Here is a 21,568-nt window from a genome sequence, read left to right as displayed (position 1 = left end):
ATATAATGTCCAACGGTTTTTCGAATTGCGTTCGAATTTTCGAACAGCTATGCAATGCGAGTTGAGACCGGAAAGGTGAACAGGGGACGATGCAGCAGGCCAAATCAGAGGAAACCCGCGCCCGCGGACCGAAGGCGATCACCCGCGTGCTCGATCTGCTGGCCCTGCTGGCAGGCAAGCAGGACGGCATGAGCCTGGCCGAACTCAGCGTGGTCATGACGGTGCCCAAGAGCACATTCGTCGACACGCTGCGGGGTCTGTGCGACATGCATTATCTGTCCTGTCAGGAGGGGCGATACCGACTGGGTCCGGCGGCCTATCATTTCGCCAGCCGGATCGTGCGCCATTGGTCGGCGCCGGAACTCATCCGCACCCTGGTCAAGCAGCTCGCCTCCGAAACCCGCGAGTCGGTGGGGTTCGCCATTGCCGATTGGGAAATCGGGCAGGCCATCTACACCGAGGCGAGCAACAGCCCGCAGCCGGTGCGATATGCCATGCAGGCAGGGCTGCGTGCGCCGCTCTACGCCAGCGCTGCCGGGCGCGTCCTCATGGCCTTTGCCAGCCCCGAACAGGTGGAGGAATATCTGGCCCGCGCCCATCTCAGGAAGTTGACGGACAGCACGCGGACCGACCCCGATGTCATCCGCGCCGGCCTCGCGGCGATACGCGAACAGGGCTATTGCGCCAGCTTCGGGGAGATGTTGAGCGACACCGCGGCCCTGGCGGTGCCGGTCATGGGCCCTGACGGCGATCTGCTGGGGGCGCTCATGCTGGCGGCTCCGCTGGACCGGATGAAGCAGAATTTCGAACGGCTTCTGAATGCCACGGTGGAGGCGGGCCGCCACGCCTCAGCGGGAAGCTGACGCGCGGCGACGGGTCGGATCAGGTTCAGACCGGCAGGCCCATGAAGCGCATGCCGTTTTCATACATGACCTTGCGCACATCCGATGCCGACAGGCCCCTGCACGCTTCCTCCGCGAACAGGCGCGGTTCCGCGACGCCTTCCGCATGGGGATAGTCCGATCCCATCAGAACCCAATCGGCATTGCCGACCTGATCGATGATGGATTTCAGATCGTCCTCCGGATAGGCGACGACCGACACATGCCGGGCGAAAATGGCGCTCGGCCGGTCCTTCAACTGGCCGGCGGGCCAATGGCCGTTCTTTGCGATGCCCCGGCACTTGTCCATCTTCACCAGCATGGACGGAACCCATTCGGCGCCATTTTCGGCCGACAATAGCCTTACATTGGGAAAGCGTTCGAAGAAGTTCCAGAAGATGAAGCTCGACAGCGTCTCGATCACCGGCCGTTCCGAATAGCCGTGCATCCACACGAAGGCGGACTGCCGGATGCGCGACTGCTGCATCCCCTCCCCCCACAGCGCCATATGATCCTTCATGTAGATGGCTTCGGAAACATGGAAGACGACGCGGATGCCGGCTTCATTGGCGATCGCCCAGAAGGGATCGTGATCGGGATGCGCGGGCGCCTTGCCGTTATAGGGGCCCATCGGCATCAGGATGAGCTTCGCGCCCTTGGCGACGACATCCTTCAGCGCCTTGCAGGCTTCCTCGACATTGTCGAGCGTCATGATGGGGCATGAGAAGATGCGGTCGTTGTAATTATACTTCCACTGGTCGTACATCCAGCCATTATAGGCGTTCAATACCGGATAGGCATAGCGCGGGTCGTCCAGGAAACTGATGGCCGTGATCATGTTGCCGACGAAGAGGATTGACGAACGCACATCCCAGGCATCGAGCAGTTTCACCCGTTCCCCCGGCTCGACCATGGCCGGGGTCTTGGGCACATGCATGTCGATCTCGGCCTTGCCTTCCTTCATGGCGCGCAGCCATTCATGCAGCTTGCCGGGCGCGGGAACGCGGCCATCCTCGAACAGATGGTCGGCGCTGATCTCCACCTTGCGCGGCCCCACATACATGGCGAAGTCGCCGTCCGGTCCTGTCTTGAACGTGACGCCATAACGTTCGGCGGCGTCTTGGGGCAGATATTTCGTCCAAGCCTCATCCGTTTCCCAGAAATGCGTATCGGCATCGAAGATCGGACCGGAATAAACGGGCGAAGTTTCCGCCGCTTCGATTTGTGCAGACATGATGTTCCTTCCCCAAAACCATGACGTTATTCGATATGATCTGGACCACGCCGCCATCAAACCGGGGCGCCCAGTGTCGAAACCTGTAAGTGTCGAAATCTATATAGGCATGGCTGCATGGCGCGAATATCGGCCCCGCCCTGCCATCACATAGGCGATGGGATGCCGATGCCATCAGATGGCCGATCAGTGTGTGTTACCCTCCGATGGCGGTGGCGGCGTTATTGACGCGGGCACGCCGCCACCCATAGGCCAGACAATCAAAACGCATGGAGGCAATGGATGGCTGAGCTGGACGAGAAACAGAAATCGGGCGTCGACTTCATCAGCGGCATCATGGGCGAAGGGTTCGGCAACGCCTTCCGGGAGGCCTGCACCGCTGACCGTTTCGGCTCGCCCATTCCGCGCATGGCGGCAAGCTGGGCCTTTCACGACGCCTGGCAGCATCAGGGCCTTGCGCCCAGGGAAAAGAGCATGGCCGTCATATCGGCGCTCATCGCCATGCGACAGTCGCTGGAACTGAAGAACCACGTCAAGATCGGCATCGCCAACGGACTGACGGCGCAAGAGCTGGAGGGATTGCTGGTGCAGCTTACGCCCTATGTCGGCTTCCCCTGCATCGCCTCCGCCACCACGGCGGTCATCGAGGCCATGCGGGAAGCCGGCGTGTCCCCGGACGTGCAGACGGCGGAGGAAAAGGGGCTGTTGTGACCGGCGCGACGACCATGGCGAATCCGCATTTTTCCGACCTGCCGAAGACGCTGGAACACACATTGCCGGAAGTCATCGCGCATGTCGCGGCACGCTATGGCAGCACGCCCTTCATCATAGGCGAGGACGGGGCGCGGATCAGCTTCGCGCAATATAAGGACCGGGTGGACGGTCTTGCCCGCGCCCTGATCGCCCATGGCGTCGCCCATGGCGACCGGGTGGCGATCTGGGCGCCCAACAGCCCGGAATGGATGATCGCGGCGGCGGCGGCGGAAAGCATCGGCGCGATCATGGTGCCGGTCAACACCCGCTTCAAGGGTGGGGAAGCGCTCTACATATTGGCGAAGACGCGCGCCAAGATCCTGTTCACCGTGACGGGATTTCTGGGCAATGACTATGCCGCCATGCTGGTTCAGGCGGGCGGCGGCGCAGGCGAAACCGGGCCGGTGCGCGACCTGCCGGGGTTGAGCCATATCGTGGCGCTGGACGGGCCTGCCTTCGCCGCCTTCCAGCGGGAACAGGCGGACGAGGCAGAGCTGGTGGCGCGGATCGCGGCCGTGACGCCGCAAACGACCGCCGACATTCTTTTCACCAGCGGCACCACCGGGCAGCCGAAGGGCGCGATGCACAATCATGGGCAGGCGCTGTGGGTGCCGGCCATCTGGAACGAATCCAACGACCTGCGGGCCGGCGACCGCATGGCCATCGTCAATCCTTTCTTCCACAGCTTCGGTTACCGGTCTGGCTGGATTTCCGCGCTGGTCGCGGGGATCACCGTCTATCCGCTGGCGACATTCGACGCGGAAGCGCTGCTGGGGCTGATCGAGCGCGAGAAGATCAGCGTGCTGATGGGACCGCCGACCATCTTCTTCTCACTGATGGAACATCCGCATTTCGGTGCGTTCGACATCTCATCCCTGCGGGTCGGGCATACGGGCGCATCCAATGTTCCGGTGGAGCTGATCCGCGCCGGGCGGGAGATATTCGGGTTCGACCTGTTCCTGACCAGCTTCGGCCAGACCGAATGCACGGCGCTGGCCACAGTCAACTATCCCGACGCCAGCTTTGAAACCATTGCGAAGACCGTCGGCAAGCCGCTGCCCGGCGTCGAACTGCGCATCGTCGATGGGGACGGCAATCCGCTGCCTCCCGGAGAAAGCGGCGAACTGCTGATTCGCGGGCCAGTGGTCATGCAGGGCTATTTCGAGGAGCCGGAGCAGACCGCGGCGACGATCGACGCGGATGGCTGGCTTCATAGCGGCGATGTCGGGTGCATTGGCGAGGACGGCACGCTCCGCATTCTCGACCGCCTCAAGGATGTCGTCATCGTCGGCGGATTCAACGCCTATCCGGCGGAGATCGAGAATATCCTGCGCAAACATCCCGCCATCGCTGATGTGTGCATCATCGGCTGGCCCGACGATCGCATGGGCGAGGTCTGCGCCGCCTGCGTCATCCTTAAGGCAGGCGCAGCGCTGACGCTGGCTGAACTGACGGCCTGGAGCCGCGAGCAGATGGCGAATTACAAGGTGCCGCGCCATCTGTTCCTGGTGGATGACTTTCCGCGCACGCCCTTGGGGAAAATCCAGAAATTCCTGCTGCGCGATCAGGCGAAGGCCCGATCCGCCGGCTGACCACAGAGCGGAAGCGAGCATGACCATGAAGTTCAAGGGCGATTTCTATCAGATCGGCGTCGTGGTGCGCGACATCGATGCAGGCATGGCGCATTATCGCAATCTGCTGGGCCTTGGGCCTTTCTGGCGGCTCGATACCGATTATGAAGGGCGCTATCGCGACTGGCGCGGGCGCTTCGCCAATAGGAACGCCTTCACCAAATGGGGCGACGTCTATCTGGAAATGATCGAGCCGGTGGTCGGCCAGGGGAATGCCAGGGAATGGCTGGAAACGCGCGGTGAAGGCATTTTCCATCTCGGCTATGCGGTCGACGACCTGTCGCAGCGGCCTGATGGCGTCGATTGCGTGTTCGAGAGTTGGGGCGCCAAAATGCCCAATGGCGATGCGGCGGTGATCCACCTCGATACGGTGGAGCAGCTTGGTTATTATGTGGAGCTTTCGGACCGGGCTTTGGCCGATAAGCTGAACGCCAGAATCGACAAGTTCATGAATGAACTGGCGATATGAACGCGCGCTGCGTCTCCTATTTGCCCTAGGGCAATAGGAGACGCAGATCGTGGTCGAGCGCCGCCTGCCCGAAGCGGGCGGCATAGGCGGTGTTGACGGCCTCGGTCTGGAAGCGCACCTCATTGGTGAGGAAGATGAACAGGCCCCACAGAATGGACCGCCTGTAGTCGAGCCAGGCCGCTTCCCAATCCAGAACGGGACCACCCTCCCGCGCCAGCGCGTCGAGATAGATTCGCAGCAGATCGCCTTCCCATGCGGCGCGGTCGGCCAGGTCCGCGGCGCAGACGATATGATAGGAGACTTCATGGTGCCAGGCGGTCTGCGCCACCTGTGCGTCGAAATAGCCGGGCGTGCCGTCCTCCAATATGTAGAGATTGCCCAGATGCGTATCGCCATGGATCAGGCAGCGGGGCTGGGCGCGCTGAATCTCCCCTATGGTCATCAGCGCCCGTTCCATCCAGTCGCGGTCGTGCAGCCGGGTGGAGACGGCCGCGCCACGCGGCGAGGCCATATAATGCGCCCAGACATCGGGCAGGAGATAACGGCGCATATAGTCCAGCCCCCAACCGTCGAACCGGCTGGCGATGTCGGCCCAGCGGCCACCGGGCCGGAAATGGGGTGAAGCCCAGGTCGCGGCATGATAGGCGGCCATGGTCTCCATGCGGCGGGTGATCTGGTCGAACCGCTGCGGGCGCAAGGCGTCGCAGAAATCGACGCCGGGGCGCTTCAGATCCTCCATGATGACGATGGACTGGTGCGAATGGGGGTCGGTGCCCGCGAAATAGGCGCGCGGCGACGGCATGGGGATGAGCGGCTGGATGTCGGCGTAGAAGCGCGTTTCATTGGCGTACATCGCCGCCATCTTAGGGCTATGCTCCTCAAAGCCGCCCTTGACGATCAGGGTTTCGCCAATCTGCCCGGCGCCCTCCCCTTCCACGGCGAGGCGAACGCGAATCTTGGTCGAGGTGCCGAGAATGACATCGATCACCTGCGATTCAACAACGGATATATGAGGCAGCCGCTGGCGCAAGGCGCGGGTCAGCCACGCGCTGTCGATCTGCTGCGGCGTCAACGGCAGGGGTAGCGCATCGGCGGGATAAGCCTCACTCATCATTCTCTCCAGCGTCGTTTCCGCACAGAATGCCAGACGGCGGCGTGCAAGAAAAAGGGGACGCAGAACTCTGCGCCCCCTTGATGCTTCACGGCCCGGTCCGGATCAGAATTTGAAGCCGACTTCCACGCCATAGGTGCGCGGTTCGCCATAGACGCTGTTCTGGAAGCCCAGCCCTTCCGCGATGAGGCCCAGCACGCCGATGCGGTAGGTCTCGTTCAGCGCATTGTTGACGAAGGCCGCCACCGAAGCGCCCGAACCGCCGACATTGTTGAGTTCGGCGCGCAGGTTGATCAGCGAATAGGCGGGCTGCACGCCCTGTATCTCGAAGTCGTCGAGATAGATCTTGCTGCGCCAGGTATAGTTCAGGACGAAGTTGAGCTGGCCCAGATCTTCGCTGACCGGCGGCGAAATGGTTGCCGTGGCGCCGAGCTGATGCTTGGGCACGCCGCGCTGCTCGAACTCGGTCAGGCCGTTCAGCACGACCCGGCCTGCTCGGATGTCGACCTTCGTATAGGAATAGAAGGCCGCCAGCGAGAAGCTGTCGGTGCTGAAATTCGCCTCGAACTCGCCGCCGACATTGCGCTGCTTGGCGGTGTTGTCGACGATGGTGAAGACATTGCCGTCGATGAAGGTCGCGCGCTGCTTCTGCACGTCGCTGCCGTCCTGACGGAACAGGGCGGTGCTGGTGGTCAGGCGGCCCGCGCCCAGCCGGTGGTTGGTCTTCAGGCCGATTTCATATTCATCGACGAATTCGGGCAGGAACGGCCGCAGCGTGATCGCGTCGGTGGCCCGGGTCGAAAAGCCGCCCGCGCGGAAACCATGGCGATAGGACGCATAGGTGGTGACTTCCGGGCTCGGCTCATATTGCACCGTCGCGTCGTAGGTCCATTCCTTGAACGACTTGCTGTTGGTGAAGGAACATTGGCTGAGCGGAACCCGCTGAACGCCGGCAGTCGACGTATCGGTGTCGAACGAGCAGCGGCCGAAGGTGCCGTCAGCATTGGGATAGTTGGGCTGCGAAGGCGAAACGGTGATCTTGCGCTTGTCATAATTATAGCGAAGACCGCCGGACAGGCTGAGCTGATCCGTGACCTTGAAGGTGCCGGCGACGAATGCGGCCGCGGTGCGCGAATAGCCTTCGCCCGGATTGCTGGTGACGAACAGCGTCGCGTCTGTCGTCGCAGGATTGAGGCCGGCTCCCAGGATATTCAGTTGAGGCAGCGTATTGGCGAGCGAACCGTCAATGCCCTTTTCCTCGAAATAATAACCGCCGACGATGAGGTCGAGCCGGTTTTCGAACATCTTGGCCTGAAGTTGCAGTTCTTCGGAAATGTTGCGTGAACGCGCAAACTGATAAGGGGCGATCAGGAAGGCGGGAATGCCGTCATAATCCTGAACGGTATCCCGACGCTCCTTGCGATAACCGAAGATATTCTTCAGCGTCAGGCCGTCGGCCAGATCCCAGGTCGTCTTGTTGGTGATGCCCCAGTTCTTGATGCTCTCCCGCGGCAGGCCGAACACGTCGAGATTGCTGCCATTGCCCGACCCGGAATTGAGCGTGAAGCGGCGCGAGCGGAAAAGCTGCTGCGCCTCCGCGAACTGACCCGGAATATCCGCGAGTCTGGCATAGTTGTTGAGAGCCGAAGGATAGTTGATGGACGTCAGGAAAGACGCCGTGCCGTTTTCCCGCGACTTGAACCAGTCGAATATGGTCAGCGATTCGATGCCGTTGCCAGGCGAGACCAGCGCCGACACGCGGAACGTGTCGTAATTCTGGTTGTCGAGGCGCAGGCCGCTGCCGATGTCGCGCGCCCAGCCGTCGCGTTCGCGGGTCTTGCCCGCGAAGCGAAGGGCGACGGAATCCCCGACCGGCACATTCACCATGCCGAACAGGTCGTGCATGTCGTAATTGCCATATTGGCCGCGCACTTCGCCGGCGAATTCGCCCAGCTTCGGATGAGCAGGCTCGACCAGCACCGCGCCGCCGGTCATGTTGCGGCCGAAGAGCGTGCCCTGGACGCCCTTCAGAACCTGAACCGATTCCAGATCGTAAAGGCTGTTGCCGAAACCATAGGGGCGCGGCTGCACCACTTCAGCGAAATAGGTGCCGACCGGCGGGTCGGTGAAAAGCTGCGTTTCCTGCGTGCGCTGGCCGCGCAGCGAGAAGGCGACGGTGTTGCGCTGGCTCTGCGCGCTCGTGATCGACAGCGAAGGGGTGCGATACTGCAGACCCTGAACGTCGGTCACGCCCGAGCGGGAAAGCTGTTCGCCCGAAATGGCGGAGACGGAAATCGGCACATCCTGGAGCGCTTCGTCGCGACGGCGCGCCGTGACCACGATGTCGCCGCTCGACACGCCTTCGGCCTGCGGCTGCGCATTATCCTGCGCGAAGGCAGGCGCGGATATGAACAGGGCCGCACAGGTCGCGGCAAGATAGCGTCGATAGGTCATTGCATCCTCTCAAGGACTGGATGGAACCGGCCAATAGGCTCTGCTCTGAAGCCGGCGAACGGATGAAAGCCAGCTAGCCTCATTTCCGGCCATGCCAAACCCTTGATTAGCGGATGTTATGCATCATCAGATACACGATCTTCTGATCGCCGGAGGAAGAGGATGAAGATTTGAGCGGATGGTTGATTCCAGGCCACAGTTCGACCGCCGGCTTTTCGCTTTCCATTCCTTACGGTTACATGGGCATCAACATTCCGACCAAAGCAAATCTCCAGATCTTCGTCGGATGCTTTTGTCCGGCCGGCCGGATATTTTCACTCAAACGCTGATCCTGCGCGACCAGGCGGCGCGCCGCGCGCGGAGTTGATCCTCGCGCTGCTGCCGGTTCGTCCGCGCGATGCCGGCGGGCAAATGCGCGTCCAGCCGGTCGAAGGGCAGGATGTCGAGCCAGTGAATCGGCCCAGCGCCCTGCTGCGTTTCCGGCAGACCCTGCCAGCGGATCATCGGCAACAGGTCGCGCAATCCGTCCGTCTGCACCCAATTGGCGACGCCCGGATCGCGCGCCGAAACGACCGCGGTGATCAGCCCGTCGGCATCGCGCGCCGATTGTGCCGCGGAGAGGCCGCTCTGCAAAAGATGCGCGTCGATGGACCGGTACCACCACATCGCCAGTTGCAGGCTGCTATAGGCCGCGCCGGCGGGGTCGAAGCGGATGATCGCCGCCTGATCCTCCTCCAGACGAAGCCTTCCAATGCTGCTTGCCTGGGTGACGAGGCCGCCGACGCTGGCCGTGCGCACGGGTTGCGGCATGCTGTTGGCCGGACGTGCCGCCGACAGGCGGAAAAACCAGAAATAGAGCGGCACCTCTTCCCGCGCCCGCCGCAGCGCTTCGTCCAGCCGCTGCTCGAAGGAGAAATGCTGGGCGCCGGCCGCGTCGATCCGTTCGATCTCCAGAGCCAGTGGCGTCTCTCTTTCCCAATCCATCATCGAATCGCGCACGAACAGGAATTTGACGCGTGGATTGGTCGTCATGTGGTTGCGCCGCCCATTGGCGGGCTGATCGTCTATGGTGATCGTGAAGCGACCGTCCTGCGTCACATCGATGCCGGGCAGTTCGACTGTCTGGACGGTCATCGATGTGCCCCAATTCTCGACGAGCGTGAAGGACACATGCGCCGGGCAAGCGTCGATCACCCGGCCAGTGATCCGATAACGGCCGCCATGTGCGATGCCCGCGAGGCGATAACAATTGTCGGGATTGTCGCCGCCCATCCGCGCATCGGGCACGACCGCGCCATTCCAGCCATGGCCCGGCATGAAATTACGCACGAAGCGAGGCCGGATCGGATCGCGGGCCGCCGCCTTGAACAGGTAATTGCCCATCCACGCATCCATCGCCGCGTCGAAAAGCGGCTCGACCTCCGGCGGCACGTCGCTGCCATGACCCACGCGCCAGAGCTGCGCGCAATGGTCGCGCGCTGCCCTGGTTGCCGCATCGTCCCACATGGCGCGAACTTCCGCTTCGGCGGCGAACTGATCCGCATTGGCGATTGGATTGGTCATCAGCCCTCTCTCATGTCGGCATTCGGCATCAGGCCGAACGTCAGGCGAAGCGCCCCAGCCTGAACCGGCGCGAATAGCCCTCGAACGCCGTCTCGATCATCTCGCGGGTGAGGCCGAAAGGCTCCAGCGCATAATCGTAGCGGCCATAGCGGTTGGAGGCATTGCCGGGATCGGCCAGCCAGGCCCGCATCCGCGCTTCGAATTCCCGTGTGCAATCCAGTTGCCAATGGCCATAGGCGCGGCGGATGACGTCCACCGGATCGCGCGTCAGGTCGTGGAAATCGACATGGAAGATGCGCGGATCGTCCACCAGCGGATTTTCCATCGTTTCGGACAGCGATGCGGCGATGCTTTCGACAAAGGCGGGGCCAAGAGCCTGGAAATCCATCTGCCAGTTGGTGATGCCGCCATAGAGCACGGCCGTGATCGCCATGATCGACGGATGAACCTGAACCGGGTCCCGGTGCGGCCAGATGCACAGCGCATCGGGATAGGCTTCGAACAGCGCGTCCAGAGCGAACTGGTGATAGATGCCCTTGACCACCCAATGACTGGTGGGCTGCCGCCACTGCAACTGCTGGAGGAACTGGCGGTGGAAGCGGTAGGCATCGGCAATATTGCTGGCGTCGAGGATCATCGCCAGCGCAGGCAGCTTGTACAGCAGCGAAGGATAGGCGTTCTGGAAGTCGAGGGTGAAGATTTCCTCGCATTCGATCGGGCAATGTCCGCGCTTGTCCCAATAGGGGTGCAGGGTCAGCAGACCGGGCGAGCGCATCAGCATCTCGTCCAGTTCCCGGGCGGCCAGTTCGATCCGTTCCGGCGTCGCTGGCACCTCGCCCGGCGGTGGACTGGGCGAATGGCTATGCCACCAGAGCGGTGCGCGGGCGCCAATATCCTCGGCCAGTAGCGAATGGATGAGCGTGGTGCCGGTACGGCCGAAGCCGATGACGAAAATGGGTCGCTCGATCTTCTCCTCGGCAATGGCGGGAATGCGCTTGCGGTCGGCGGCCAGGCGCAGGCGCGTCGATAACAGCTTGCGCAGTTGCAGTTCGACGTCGGCCTTCTGCTCCGCGCGCAGAGGGGGCTGGTCGTTCAGCCAGGCTATGAACCGCTCGACCCGTCCGACCAGCGCGGGATCGGGCGTATCGAAATGGCCGGCGATCATCTGCGAGCTACGAATGAGAGCCGAAGCGTCTATGCCGGTCGAAAGGGTAGCGACATTTCCAACCTTTTCCGACCTGCTCCGCATCATCCGCTCCTATTTAGTTTACCAAGATATGGAAACTGGATCGGATTGGCGCAGAAAAGTCAATGAACCGGCAGAACATCACATATCTGGAGGAGGAAATTCGGAACGATCGTTCTTATCGGCAGCGGCCACGACCGCTTCCGCGACCGTCAGGGATTCTATCATGGCCTGATATTGCCGATCGCTGAGCACCGTTGGCCAAAGGATGTGCGGAGCGGTGCGGTCGACCGCCACCAGCCTGGTGAGCGCGGCTCGACCTGCATGGGTCAATTCGATGAACAGGCCGCGCCGGTCGTCCGGATTGGGAACGCGGCGAATGAAGCCGAGCGCCTCCAGCCGGTCGACCCGCTTGGCGACGCCCGCCAGCGACATGAGGAAATAATGTTTGAGTGCAGTCGGCGCGATGCGATGGGGCGGCCCCACGCGGTACAACGCATCGAGCAGGAGCACGTCGCCCGAGGTCAGCCCCTCCCTTGCGGCGGACTGCGTCATATGCCGCTCCATGCTGCGGGCGAGGCGCAGCAGGCGCGTGGTGACGGAATAGGCGCGGACCAGCACGGGATCATAGTCGGTCGCCCAGGCTGCCAGCGCGGCCTGAAGCGGATCGGGATCGTGCCGGCCATTATCGTTCGGACCCGTATCGTTCAAGTGCGGAGCATCGCTGACCTGCGCCTGCGGGTCGGGCAGGATGCGAAAGGCCGGGCCGGGCGCCAGCCGCCGGTCGGTCGACCAGAGCAGCGCGCCCGCCTCGATCAGTTGATCGACGCGCCGGGATGCCGAGGATTTGCTGGCATAGTCCCACAGCCGGGCAAGACCAGCCATGGATGGAATGGTGCGATGCACCGCATAATGCGCCTCCAGCGCGGCGCGGCATGCCTCAAGGTCCCGCCGCCCTTCCCCAGTCCTGGCCCTTCCCGTCATCGCCCCACAAAGCCATAGGCCGATACGATCCGCAAGGGGCGGGCGCGATCCGCCTGCCCGGCCAAGGACCGAAATTCCCGCCCAGGCGAATTTTCCTGCTTCGGGAAAACCCGTTCCTGCCTGCGCGGGAACACTTGTGCCTCGACCCTGATCGGGACAGGCATTTAGCCGAAGATGCTGTTCCCGAACCGCTCGCCATGCTGGATCAGGTCGCCATATTGCTTTTCGATGCACATCAGGCGCCGGAAATAATGGCCGATCGCATATTCATCGGTCAGGCCATAGCCGCCATGCACCTGAATGCCGTTGCGCGAGACGGTCTGCCCGGCCTCCCCGACGACGAGCCGCGCAGCGGAGAGCGCGGCGGATCGCCTCGCCTCATCCTGATCGGCATTGGCCAAGGCATGGTAGAGCATGGATCGCGCCTGATGGGCCGCGACGAAATTATCGGCCATGATATGCTGGATCGCCTGGAAGGAACCGATCGCGGCACCGAATTGCTTCCGCTCCTGAACATAGGCGCCGCAGATTTTGTTCGCTGCCTCCATCGCGCCCACCGCCTGGGCCATCAGCGCGATCGAAGCGCGGTCGATCGCCTCGCGCAGCACCGCCGAGCCGCGATTGCCGCCGATCAGCAGAGCCGCGGACGGCAACTTTACATCGGCAAGGACGATGTCGGACGCGCGGGTGCCGTCGATCAACGCATAGGACCGGGCGGAAAGGCCGGATGCATCGGCGGGCACGAGGAACAGGCCGATGCCCTCCTCTCCCTCGATGCGAGCCGAGACGATCAACTGCCCCGCGCCCGGTGCGTCGAGCGCCATGATTTTAGTACCCGACAGAATATAACCGTCGCCCGAAGGACGAGCCTGTGTGCCCGTCACTTCGACATCGAGCGGATGAGCGCCATTTTCCTGATGCGCGAGCGCGACGCGCAGCGTGCCGCCCGCGATCTCCCCCAGCAATTCCAATGCGCGCGCCTCGTCCGCCGCCTGCTTGAACACATGATCGGCCAGGACGACCGTGCTGACATAGGGTTCGGTCGCCAGGGCCTTGCCAAGCGCGATGTTGAGCAGCGCAATATCCTCCATCGTGCCGTCCAGACCGCCCGCAGCCTCGGGCACCGGCAGGGCGAGCCAGCCCAGTTCCGCGAACTGCGCCCAGCGCGCCTCGTCAAAGCCCAGCGCGCTCGATCGCTGATGCCGCCAATATTCGACGTCGGCATTTTCGGACAGCAGCCGATCGGCGCTGTCCAGAAGCATCGCCTGAATGTCCGACTTCGCGAAATCCATTGTCCCTGTCTTCCCCTCAAAGGCCGAAGGCGAGCCTGGCCAGAATATTCTTTTGGATCTGCTTCGAGCCGCCATAGATGGTCGCCGCCCGGTTGATCAGCGCCACGGTGGTCCGGCCGGGCGCATAGTCGGGCCACACGTCGGTGGGCGCCGGCGGCGGGACGGGCGCGGCGTCGAAGAAGCGCAGCGACTTGGCGCCCATGGCGTCGACCTGCAACATGGTGATTTCCTGTTGGAGTTCCGAGCCCCTGATCTTCAGCACGGAGGCGGCGGCAGCCTCCGGCGCGTCCAACTCCTCATGCGCCAGCACGCGCAGCACGGACCATTCCAGCGCGAGCAGATCCGCCTCCGCCTTCGCGAAACGGGCCCGGAGGGCGGGATCGTCCGCGACGCGGCGGCCGCCCACGCTTTCGCCAAGCGCGATGTCCTTTGCGCGGGCAAGCTCACGCTTGCTCCAGTAAATGAAACTGGACGTGGTACGCTCATGCTCCAGCAGGAACTTGGCATAGGTCCAGCCCATGCCCGGCTCCCCGATCAACTGGTCGGCGGGCACTTCGACATTGTCCAGGAACACCTCGCACAGATGCGCCTCGCCATTGATCTGCGGAATCTGGCGCACGGTGATGCCCGGCGTGTCCATCTTGATGATCAGGAAACTGATGCCGCGCTGCGGCTTTACAGTCTTGTCGGTGCGGACCAGGAAAAAGCCCCAGTCCGCATGTGCGGCGCCGCTGGTCCAGATCTTCTGCCCGTTGACTATATATTTGTCGCCGACCAGTTCGGCGCTGGTGCGCAGCGAGGCGAGATCGGAGCCCGACCCCGGTTCGGAAAAGCCCTGCGCCCACATCGTCGCGCCTTCGCGGATCATGGGCAGGAACCTGTCCTTCAGATAATCGGAACCATAGGTGTAGAGCACCGGCCCCAGCATATGCGTGCCGCCCCAGTCGAATTCGGGCGCGTCGGCCCTGTACAATTCCTCATTGAAGATGAAGAGCTGCATCGGAGTCCAGCCGCAGCCGCCAAACTCCACCGGCCAGTGCGGCACGGATCGGCCATGGGCGTTGAGGATGCGCATCCATTCCAGCAAGTCGGGCACGGCGGCGTTGTTGGCGACCTTCCGACGCTGGCGCTCCTTCATGTCGGCAGGCAAGACGCTGTCGATAAAGGCGCGCACTTCCGTCCGGAAGGTTTGAAGATCGGGATCGAGGCGCAATTCCATCGGATCGGCTCCGGCTGACTATAGGGTGATACCCGATTTCCATGGCCTGCACTCCCCGGGGGTGCAAGCAGGGCGGGGAGCAGCATCATCCATGCGATGGTGCGGCGGCACGATTTGACAGCAGATAGTCGTCATGATGAAAATCATACATGCAAAATGCAGATAAAGAAGATGCGGGTGCGGAACGCGGCAGTCTGATATGGATTTCGGGCGCGACCGAGGGCATCGGCCTGGGCCTGGCGCGCAACGTTCCCTATGGCGATGCGCGCATCATCAATTTGTCGCGGCGGCCGCATCCCCATCATGAGAGCATCTTCCTCGACCTGGCCGATCCCGAGAGTTGGGACAATGTCGGCGCGCATTTTGCCGATAGCCTTGCCAATTTTCGGGGTGCCCGCGCGATATTCATCCAGAACGCGCATATGAAGGGGATGACGGGCTTTGTCGGAGAGGTGCCGCCGGACGATTATGCCCGCGACATCACCGCGAATGTCGCCGCGCCATTGCGGCTGGGAGAGATGTTCCTGCGCGCGGTCGGAGAGAGCGGCTTTGCCGGAGAGGCGGGGCTGGTCATGATGTCCTCTTCCTCCGCCCGCTCTCCCACCATCGGACAAAGCGTCTATTGCGCCGGCAAGGCCGCCCTGGAAATGTGGGTGCGGGTGGCGCGCCGGGAACTGGCGATGCGGGATAGACGCAACGTCTGGGTCACGGCGGTGCGGCCCGGCTTCGTCGACACCCCCCTCACCCGGCATGTCGCGGCGATGGCCGACGACCATTATCCGATCGCTTCGCAGATGCGCAGGCAGATGGAACAGGGCATCGGCGTCATGGACATAGACAGCGCGGCGCGCCAGATCTGGGCCGCATTGCCGACGGACCAGTCGCTGCTGCTGTTCGGTGAGCAGGTGCGGCGGGAAGCCTAGAGTTTGTCCTGCCCAGGCGGGGTGGATAATTCCAGACTCGCCCGACTGAGTGATTTGGGTGGAATCAGGACATTCCCCCTCCCGCAGGCGGGAGGGGGTTAGGGGGTGGGCTGGCGCGGCACCTGCGTGAATTTTCAACGGCTAAGTCAGAAGCTCGCTCCGCTCGCGCCCACCCCTAACCCCTCCCGTTTACGGGAGGGGAATGTCTTGGATTGGCCATTTCCCGACATTCCGAATTTGTCCATGCAGCCCAGTTTGAACCGCGTTCCTGTGCAGGAGCAAGTCGCGCTTCAATCCAAAGCATCGCTGACTGAGAGAGGCGGCGGCGCCACTCCCATCAGCTTTCTGCAAGGATCAGGTCGGAACCCTTCTCCGCAATCATCATCGTCGCCGCATTGGTGTTGCCCGACACGACGGCGGGCATGACCGAGGCGTCGACGACGCGCAGGCCTTCCACGCCATTGACCTTCAGCGTGCCGGATACGACCGCATCCGGGCCGACGCCCATGGCGCAGGTGGAGGTGTGATGATAACCGGTCGACCCGCTCGCCCGCGCAAAGGCCAGCAATTCCTCGTCGCTCTGAAGCGCTGCCCCCGGCGTCAGTTCATGGTCGAAATAGGGCGCGAGCGCGGGGCTTTCCATCACGCGGCGCGCCCAGCGCAGCCCGCCGACCTGAGCGCGGCAGTCCGCCTCCGCCGACAGGAAGTTGGGCTTGATCGAGGGCGCGTCATGGAAGTCGCCGCTCTTCACATGGATGGAGCCCTTCGACTGCGGCCGCATCACATAACCGCCCACCGTCATCCCCGGCAGCTTTTCCATCGTCATGGCGCCGTTTTTGGCCAGCGCCTCGAAATCCACCGTGGCGGGGCTGGCGAAGAATTGCAGGTCGGGCAGGTCGAGCGCCGGATCGGATTTGAGGAAGGCCGTCAGGTTCGACCCGCCCAGCGCCAGCAGTCCGGTACGGCTCGCGGCGAAACGGATCATCTGCCCCACCAGCGGCAGGCCGCGCGACATGGCGTTGAAGCTGGAAGCGCCCGGCTTGAGGCGAGCGCGGACCATCGATGCATAATGGTCCTGCAAATTCTCACCGACGTTCGGGCTGTCCACCAGCGTCGCGATGCCCAGCGCCCGCAGGCGTTCGCCCTGGCCGATGCCGGACAGTTCCAGCAATTGGGGCGAATTGATCGTGCCGCCCGAAAGGATGACTTCGCGGCGGGCGCGCACCTGCCGCAGCCGGCCGCCCTTCCAATATTCGACGCCCACGGCCTTCCTGCCTTCGAACAGGATGCGCGTGGCGTGGGCATGGATGATGACCTGGAGGTTAGGCCGCTTCATCGCCGGGTGCAGATAGGCGACCGCCGCCGATACGCGCAGGCCCTTATGGGCGTTGAGCCGGACCCGCGCCACGCCCTCCCGCGTGGTGCCGTTCAGGTCTTTGGCGACCGGGGCGCCCGCTTCCTCGAACGCTTTCGTCATGATGTCCAGCATCGGGTGCCGCATCGGCACGTCGCTGATCTTGAGCGGGCCTTCCTGCTGGTCGCGGCTGGCGCCTTCGCCCTGCTGGTTCTCGATCCGGCGGAAATAGGTTTCCGCTTCGTCCCAGCCCCAGCCCGTCAGCCCCCTTTGCCGCCAGCCGTCATAATCTTCCGGCAAGCCGCGCACCCAGAGGATGCCGTTGATGGAGGAGGAACCGCCCAGAACCTTGCCGCGCGGGAAGAAATGCTGCCGGCCGTCCGAACCCGGATCGGGATCGGTCATGTAATTCCAGTTTATGCGCGGGTCCTTCAGCATCCTGGTGAAGCCGGCGGGCACATGAATGTTCATCGTGCTCATCGCCTGCGCGGGATTGAAGAGATTCTGCAACGGCCGGTCGTCGCCGCCCGCCTCCAGCAGCGCGACCTTGTGGCGGCCGTTGGCGCTCAGCCGGTTGGCGAGCACGCAGCCGGCCGATCCGGCGCCGACGATGACATAATCGGCTTCCGCCTCCACGCTGCTCTGCGCCTCGACCATGCTGCCTTTCTCCTTATCCTCAGCACCGTGCATAGCGGGGAGGGATGAAGGGTGCGCAAGCCTTATGTCGGACTTTACCGACGAACATCGCCCTTATGATGGCTTGGCGGATGCCATCGAAATCCGGGGGTCGCCAGCGCTATGACTGCATCGGGACGTAGTCTTGGCCAAGGATGAGGATAAGAATGACGGGGCTTTTCTCGCTCGCGGGACGCACGGCGATGGTCACGGGAGCCTCCCGCGGCCTGGGCAGGGCGATCGCGCTGGGGCTGGCGGACGCGGGAGCATCGCTGATCCTCGCGGCGCGGGACGGCGCGAAGCTGGAGGAAACCGCCGAAGAAATACGGGCGGCTGGCGGGCGGGCGCAAACGATCGCGTTCGACCTGGCCGATCTGGACGCGGTGCAGGCGACGACCGACAGGCTGAACGCCGAAGGCGCGGCCATCGACATATTGGTCAATAACGGCGCCATCGGCGGATGGGGACCGCTCCACGAGTCCACCCTCGCCCATTGGGAGAATATGTTCGATGTGAACGTATCGTCCATGTATCTGCTGTGCCGCGACCTGTCGAAAGGCATGGCGGCGCGCAAATGGGGGCGGATCATCAACTTCGCCTCCTACGTCTCCGACACCGGGCGGCCGAACCTGTCCGCCTATGTCGCCAGCAAACATGCGGTGCTGGGCCTGACGCGATCCATCGCGGCCGACCTGGCGCCCCATGGCGTCACCTGCAACGCCATCGCGCCCGGGTTCTTCGACACGGACATGGCAGCGCCCACCGTCGGCCATCCGGAGCGGGCGAAGATCTTCCGCAGCGCCATAGCGCTCGACCGCTTTGGCGATCCGAAGGAGATGGTCGGCCCCGTCCAGTTCCTGGCGTCCGACGCATCGGCCTATATCACGGGCCACATGCTGCCGGTCGATGGCGGCGTCGCCAATATCCTGTCGCTGCCTGTCGTGGTCGAGACCTAAGCAGCCCCCTTTCTTTGCCGAATCCAGAAGGAAAATCGCGCATGACCGATACGCTTCTCCACCTCGCGAACCCCGAAAAGCTGTTCATCGGCGGCGACTGGTCCCCTTCTTCGGGATCGGACGGTATCGAGATCATCTCGCCCGCCACCGAGGAGAAAGTGGGCCGCGTCGCCAAGGCGACCACCGCCGACATGGACCGCGCCATCGCGGCGGCGCGCAATGCCTTCGACAACGGCCCCTGGCCCCACATGACCGGGCCGGAGCGCGCCGTCTATCTGCGCCGCATCGCTGAGGAAATGGCCAGGCGCAACGACGATTTCGCCCGCGCCTGGTCGCTGCAGGTGGGCATGCCCTATTCGCAATCGTCGATGACGGCCCCCTTCATGAGCGGCTATTACACCTATGCCGCGGACCTTGCCGAAAAGGGGTTTGAGGAGGTGCGCCCCGCCATGGCCGGCGGGCATGCCATCGTCGTGCGCGAGCCGGTGGGCGTCGTCGCCGCCGTGGTGCCATGGAACGCGCCGCTGGCCACGCTCTCCTTGAAGGTCGCCTTCGCGCTGGCGGCAGGCTGCACGATCATCGCCAAGCCTTCGCCCGAAACGCCGCTGGAAGCGTTGATCCTGGCCGAATGCATCGCGGCGGCGGGCGTGCCCGAGGGCGTCTTTTCCGTCCTGACGGCGGATCGCGACGTGTCCGATTATCTGATCCGCCATGCAGGGGTGGACAAGGTGAGCTTCACCGGTTCGACCGCCGCCGGCCTGCACATCGCCTCGGTCGTCAGCGCCCGGTCGGGACGCATCACGACGGAACTGGGCGGCAAGTCCGCCGCCATCATCCTGGACGATGCCGACATCGGCAAGGTCGTGGAAGGGATCATGCCGAACCTGGTCGGGCTGTGCGGCCAGCAATGCGCCGCCTTCAGCCGCATATTAGTGCCCGCCTCATTGAAGGGCGCGGTGGAGGAAGCGCTCGCCGCCGCCATGCAATATGTGCAGGTGGGCGATCCTTTCACCGAAACGACGCAGATGGGTCCGCTCGTCACTCAACGCCAGCACGGCCGCGTCTTCGACTATATCCAGCAGGGCAAGGCGCAGGGCGCCCGCATCGTCACGGGCGGCAACCGCCCCGCGCATCTCGACAAGGGCTGGTTCGTGGAGCCGACCCTGTTCACCGACGCCAGCAACGACATGACCATCGCCCGCGAGGAGATTTTCGGACCCGTCGGCACGATCATCGCCTATGGCAGCGAGGAAGAGGCGATCGCCATCGCCAACGACAATATCTACGGCCTGTCGGGCGGCGTGTTCACGCAGGATGTCGAGCGCGCCTACAAGGTCGCCCGCCGCATCCGTACCGGCAATTTCGGCCATAATGGCCGCGTCATCGACTACACCATCCCCTATGGCGGCTTCAAACAGTCCGGCGTGGGCCGCGAGGGCGGTGAGGAAGGGTTGCACGGCTTCACCGAGATCAAGGCCGTCTTCATGCAGGACCTGCCTGCCCATCTGAAGGGCTGACCCCTTGCACGCGCGCGTGGATGGCCCCGCCGACGCCCCCGCCCAGACCAGTCACTGGCCGGACAATTATGGTCCGGCCAGCGCCTGGTGGACCGTCTTCATCCTGATGATCTTCCAGATCGTGTCGATGATCGATCGGCAAGTCATATCGGTGCTGATCCCGGAGATGCGGGCCGACCTTGGCCTCAACGATTTCCAGATCAGCCTGGTGCAAGGCCTGTCCTTCGCCCTCTTCTACGGGCTGATGGGGCTGGTGATCGGCGGGCTGGTCGACCGTTATTCGCGGCGCGCGATCATGTTCACCGGCATCGTGGTCTGGTCACTGGCGGCGGCGGGCACAGGGCTGGCGCGCAGCTACAGCCAGCTCTTCGCCGGCCGGCTGCTGGTGGGCGCGGGCGAGGCGGCGGTATCCCCCGCCGGGCAGTCGCTCCTTGCCTCCATCTTCCCCCGTCATCGGCTGACGACGCCGATCGCCTGCCTTTCCGTGTCCGGCGTCATCGGCATATCGCTGTCCTACGCGCTGGGCGGCAACCTGCTCGCGCTGTTCAGCGCGGAGCCGTTGAGCGGTCCGTTCGCGGGACTTGCCCCCTGGCGGCAAGTCCTGGTGGTGACGGGTCTGCCCGGCGTGGCGGTCGCGTTCCTGGCCTTCGCCTTTCGCGAGCCGAAGCGCCGCAGCCAGCCTCCGCCGGATCTGCAGGCGGCAAGCTGGGGCGCCTTCTTCCGCCATATCGGCGCGCATCCCCGGCTGATGCTGGGGCTGATCCTGGGATCGGCGGTGATGGCCGTCGCCATTCAGGGGACGATGGTATGGACGCCGACCTATGCCCGCCGCGTGCTGGGCGTCAGCGCGGCGGAGGTGGGAACGATGATGTCGGTCGCGGTCGCGCTGGGCGGCATCGTCGGCGGGCTGTCGCTGGGCGTGCTGATCGACCATCGCTTCGCGCGCGGCACCCGCGACATGGCGCTGCGGTTGCTGTGCGGCTTCTGCATCGCGATTCCCCCGGTTCTGGCGGCGGCCTTCGCAGCCGGCAATTTCGCCCTGCTGTTCGGCGCGATCACGCTGATGATGATGACCATGGGGTCGAGCTACGGGCCGACCATGGCCGCCGTGCAGATGATCGCGCCCATCGAGATGCGCGGACGCTTCGCCGCGCTGATGGTTTTGGCGTCCAATCTGTGCGGCTATGCGCTGGGACCGATGCTGATCGGTTTCCTGACGGATTATGTCTATGGCGATCCCATGAAGCTGGGCTGGGCGATCATCACCGGCCTGCTGACCGCCGGACCGCTCGCGGCCTGGATGGTCTGGTCGGCGCGGGCCGATTTCCTGCGCCATCTGGATCGATGAAGCCAGCCATCACAACCA

At 63.7% G+C, this 21,568-nt stretch carries 17 protein-coding genes; 8 read left to right on the top strand and 9 right to left on the bottom strand.

The window, feature by feature from the left end; translation table 11 throughout:
- Nucleotides 1-89: 89 nt before the first annotated feature.
- The gene (locus EGM87_RS20180) at nt 90-863 is read left to right on the top strand and encodes an IclR family transcriptional regulator (RefSeq protein ID WP_137708959.1); all 774 of its coding nucleotides are present in this window, start codon (nt 90-92) and stop codon (nt 861-863) included.
- A 25-nt stretch (nt 864-888) separates the two neighbouring features.
- Here EGM87_RS20180 and EGM87_RS20175 read toward each other — a convergent pair whose 3' ends face one another.
- Nucleotides 889-2,115 (bottom strand): amidohydrolase family protein, encoded by a 1,227-nt coding sequence (locus EGM87_RS20175; protein WP_137708960.1) that lies wholly within the window; start codon nt 2,113-2,115, stop codon nt 889-891.
- 282 nt (nt 2,116-2,397) lie between these two features.
- Between EGM87_RS20175 and EGM87_RS20170 the strand changes: the two genes are divergently transcribed.
- Genes EGM87_RS20170 through EGM87_RS20160 form a run of 3 tightly spaced genes read left to right on the top strand, consistent with a single transcriptional unit; the run spans nt 2,398 to nt 4,968 of the window.
- Entirely contained in the window at nt 2,398-2,826 is a 429-nt protein-coding gene (locus EGM87_RS20170) for a carboxymuconolactone decarboxylase family protein (protein ID WP_025550538.1), read from the top strand.
- Nucleotides 2,823-4,460, top strand: coding sequence for an AMP-binding protein (locus EGM87_RS20165; RefSeq protein WP_137708961.1), 1,638 nt, complete (start codon nt 2,823-2,825; stop codon nt 4,458-4,460). The genes EGM87_RS20170 and EGM87_RS20165 overlap by 4 nt, the downstream gene beginning before the upstream one ends.
- A 19-nt stretch (nt 4,461-4,479) precedes the next feature.
- Nucleotides 4,480-4,968 (top strand): VOC family protein, encoded by a 489-nt coding sequence (locus tag EGM87_RS20160; protein WP_253719215.1) that lies wholly within the window; start codon nt 4,480-4,482, stop codon nt 4,966-4,968.
- Nucleotides 4,969-4,993: 25 nt separating this feature from the next.
- Here EGM87_RS20160 and EGM87_RS20155 read toward each other — a convergent pair whose 3' ends face one another.
- The 7 genes from EGM87_RS20155 to EGM87_RS20125 all read right to left on the bottom strand — a co-directional run bounded on the left by EGM87_RS20155 (nt 4,994) and on the right by EGM87_RS20125 (nt 14,777).
- Nucleotides 4,994-6,079 (bottom strand): phosphotransferase, encoded by a 1,086-nt coding sequence (locus EGM87_RS20155; RefSeq protein ID WP_137708962.1) that lies wholly within the window; start codon nt 6,077-6,079, stop codon nt 4,994-4,996.
- Nucleotides 6,080-6,184: 105 nt separating this feature from the next.
- The gene (locus EGM87_RS20150) at nt 6,185-8,533 is read right to left on the bottom strand and encodes a TonB-dependent receptor (RefSeq protein ID WP_025550532.1); all 2,349 of its coding nucleotides are present in this window, start codon (nt 8,531-8,533) and stop codon (nt 6,185-6,187) included.
- 318 nt (nt 8,534-8,851) lie between these two features.
- Complete coding sequence (locus EGM87_RS20145) at nt 8,852-10,096, bottom strand: hypothetical protein (RefSeq protein WP_137708963.1); 1,245 nt, start codon at nt 10,094-10,096, stop codon at nt 8,852-8,854.
- Nucleotides 10,097-10,136: 40 nt separating this feature from the next.
- Nucleotides 10,137-11,345, bottom strand: a complete 1,209-nt coding sequence (locus tag EGM87_RS20140; RefSeq protein WP_061934549.1) for a sulfotransferase family protein — start codon at nt 11,343-11,345, stop codon at nt 10,137-10,139.
- Between the two features lie 78 nt (nt 11,346-11,423).
- The gene (locus tag EGM87_RS20135) at nt 11,424-12,266 is read right to left on the bottom strand and encodes a MarR family winged helix-turn-helix transcriptional regulator (protein WP_137708964.1); all 843 of its coding nucleotides are present in this window, start codon (nt 12,264-12,266) and stop codon (nt 11,424-11,426) included.
- 164 nt (nt 12,267-12,430) lie between these two features.
- Nucleotides 12,431-13,558, bottom strand: coding sequence for an acyl-CoA dehydrogenase family protein (locus tag EGM87_RS20130; RefSeq protein WP_137708965.1), 1,128 nt, complete (start codon nt 13,556-13,558; stop codon nt 12,431-12,433).
- 16 nt (nt 13,559-13,574) lie between these two features.
- Nucleotides 13,575-14,777 carry an acyl-CoA dehydrogenase family protein gene (locus EGM87_RS20125; protein ID WP_137708966.1) on the bottom strand — a complete coding sequence of 401 codons (1,203 nt, stop codon included), beginning with the start codon at nt 14,775-14,777 and terminating at the stop codon, nt 13,575-13,577.
- Nucleotides 14,778-14,926: 149 nt separating this feature from the next.
- Between EGM87_RS20125 and EGM87_RS20120 the strand changes: the two genes are divergently transcribed.
- Nucleotides 14,927-15,700 (top strand): SDR family NAD(P)-dependent oxidoreductase, encoded by a 774-nt coding sequence (locus EGM87_RS20120; protein ID WP_137708967.1) that lies wholly within the window; start codon nt 14,927-14,929, stop codon nt 15,698-15,700.
- Between the two features lie 337 nt (nt 15,701-16,037).
- On the opposite strand, the gene EGM87_RS20115 is transcribed toward EGM87_RS20120, so the two are convergent.
- Nucleotides 16,038-17,711, bottom strand: a complete 1,674-nt coding sequence (locus EGM87_RS20115) for a GMC family oxidoreductase (RefSeq protein WP_103001079.1) — start codon at nt 17,709-17,711, stop codon at nt 16,038-16,040.
- 185 nt (nt 17,712-17,896) lie between these two features.
- Between EGM87_RS20115 and EGM87_RS20110 the strand changes: the two genes are divergently transcribed.
- From EGM87_RS20110 to EGM87_RS20100, 3 genes are read left to right on the top strand one after another with little or no spacing between them, the layout of a single operon-like run.
- On the top strand, nt 17,897-18,685 hold the full coding sequence (locus EGM87_RS20110) for an SDR family NAD(P)-dependent oxidoreductase (protein ID WP_044660673.1): 789 nt from the start codon (nt 17,897-17,899) through the stop codon (nt 18,683-18,685).
- 41 nt (nt 18,686-18,726) lie between these two features.
- Nucleotides 18,727-20,202, top strand: a complete 1,476-nt coding sequence (locus EGM87_RS20105; protein ID WP_137708968.1) for an aldehyde dehydrogenase — start codon at nt 18,727-18,729, stop codon at nt 20,200-20,202.
- A 4-nt stretch (nt 20,203-20,206) separates the two neighbouring features.
- Nucleotides 20,207-21,550 carry an MFS transporter gene (locus EGM87_RS20100; protein WP_253719214.1) on the top strand — a complete coding sequence of 448 codons (1,344 nt, stop codon included), beginning with the start codon at nt 20,207-20,209 and terminating at the stop codon, nt 21,548-21,550.
- The last annotated feature ends 18 nt before the right edge of the window (nt 21,551-21,568 follow it).

Origin of the sequence: Sphingobium sp. RSMS (assembly GCF_005406185.4) — a bacterium.
In the GTDB taxonomy this organism is placed as follows: Bacteria; Pseudomonadota; Alphaproteobacteria; order Sphingomonadales; family Sphingomonadaceae; genus Sphingobium; species Sphingobium fuliginis.
This window is presented reverse-complemented; position numbering and strand designations above follow the sequence as displayed.